Origin of the sequence: Ventrimonas faecis, assembly GCF_040096075.1 — a bacterium.
In the GTDB taxonomy this organism is placed as follows: Bacteria; Bacillota; Clostridia; order Lachnospirales; family Lachnospiraceae; genus Brotaphodocola; species Brotaphodocola faecis.
Genome location: NZ_JBBMFJ010000071.1, coordinates 1 through 1,201, shown reverse-complemented (window position 1 = coordinate 1,201; position 1,201 = coordinate 1). Strand labels below are relative to the sequence as shown.

Annotated in this window: 2 protein-coding genes; both read right to left on the bottom strand. The window is 44.5% G+C overall.

Annotation, left to right across the window (positions count from 1 at the left end; all coding sequences use genetic code 11):
* Positions 1–260 precede the first annotated feature (260 nt).
* The gene (locus WMO41_RS15805) at positions 261–497 is read right to left on the bottom strand and encodes a helix-turn-helix domain-containing protein (protein ID WP_349230592.1); all 237 of its coding nucleotides are present in this window, start codon (positions 495–497) and stop codon (positions 261–263) included.
* 408 nt (positions 498–905) lie between these two features.
* On the bottom strand, positions 906–1,136 hold the full coding sequence (locus WMO41_RS15800) for a hypothetical protein (protein WP_494338481.1): 231 nt from the start codon (positions 1,134–1,136) through the stop codon (positions 906–908).
* Between the last annotated feature and the right edge of the window lie 65 nt (positions 1,137–1,201).

Sequence of the window (1,201 nt, the reverse complement as noted above, 5' to 3'; positions counted from 1 at the left end):
CAAGCCTGATTCACAAGCTTATCGCTCTTAATTATCATAGAAGAATCTTATTTACAGAGATTTTCTCATACTCTCGATAGCCCGTTTTTCGAGAGTTTTTCGAGTCAGCTTGTCATAGTGGATGCTATGTAAGAGGAAGTTCCTCGGCAGGAATATATTTCCACCCATTCTTCTGAAGAGTAGAAAGCATCATTTGCTCAATGGTATTATCTTCATTAAAAATAGTAGACATCTGTATTCCTCCTCCAGTCCTATCAATCTTATTTTATCTTTTCATCCGTCCCATATTCTGGACTATCCGGTAAAATTTCTAATATGTCATCTACTGTGCAATTCAATTTAAGACAAATTCTTGCAATGACTTCCATAGAAACCATTTCGCCTCTGCCCATTTTGCTTATCGTGCTTGGACTCACATCTGCCAACTCACATAATTCCTTTTTCATCATTTTCCGATCAATAAGTATTTTGAACAATCTGTTGTAGGAAACCGCCATATCATACCGCCTTCTTTTATTCATACCAACGCTTGCAACTATAAAAACTATAAAAACTCATTATAAAATTATAGCACACTCGATTCGCTAAGTAAATCAATAATGGTGACTTCTCACAAATACCACTCTTCTGCAAGCAGGGCTTTCGTGACACGAAAGCGATTTTCTGCTTGTTGGGGAAGTCTCCACTCCGTTCCGGTCGGCGCAAAGCCGAGGTCCACCGGACCTCGTGCGCCCCCAATCCCCTTAGAACGCTGCCTGCGGCATCGGGCTGCTGCGTCTCCGTTCCACTCCGGTCGGCGCAAAACAGACGTCCACCGGACGTCTTGCGCCCGTTTCGGATGCTTTAACGGCAGTTCCTGCCAAAGAAAACGCCGGAGTGAATCATCACCCCGGCTTCAAAAAAAATCACTTGTGCTTGCGGCCTCCACGTTTTTTGTAGTCCTCGTCTATACGCTTTTTCCAGTCTGCGCTCAGCGGGGCACTACACCGGACAGAGCTGATTGCTTCGCTGACCACTTCATAATTCAACGCGGTTCCTTCTCTGTCGCACCGATAGTTGACTGCACGATCTGCGCCGATTCCGAACTGACTTGCGGTCTCTACTGCGTCAATATTGGCACCGAGGTAAATCCTCAATCATAAGTACCTTATCATAATACCATATCTTTGAGAAAATATCTCTCGGATCGCGCAATTCGCGC

Excerpts from the sequence above, each read along its gene's own strand:
- WMO41_RS15805 (WP_349230592.1), bottom strand. The coding sequence starts at position 497 with ATGGCGGTTTCCTACAACAGATTGTTCAAAATACTTATTGATCGGAAA.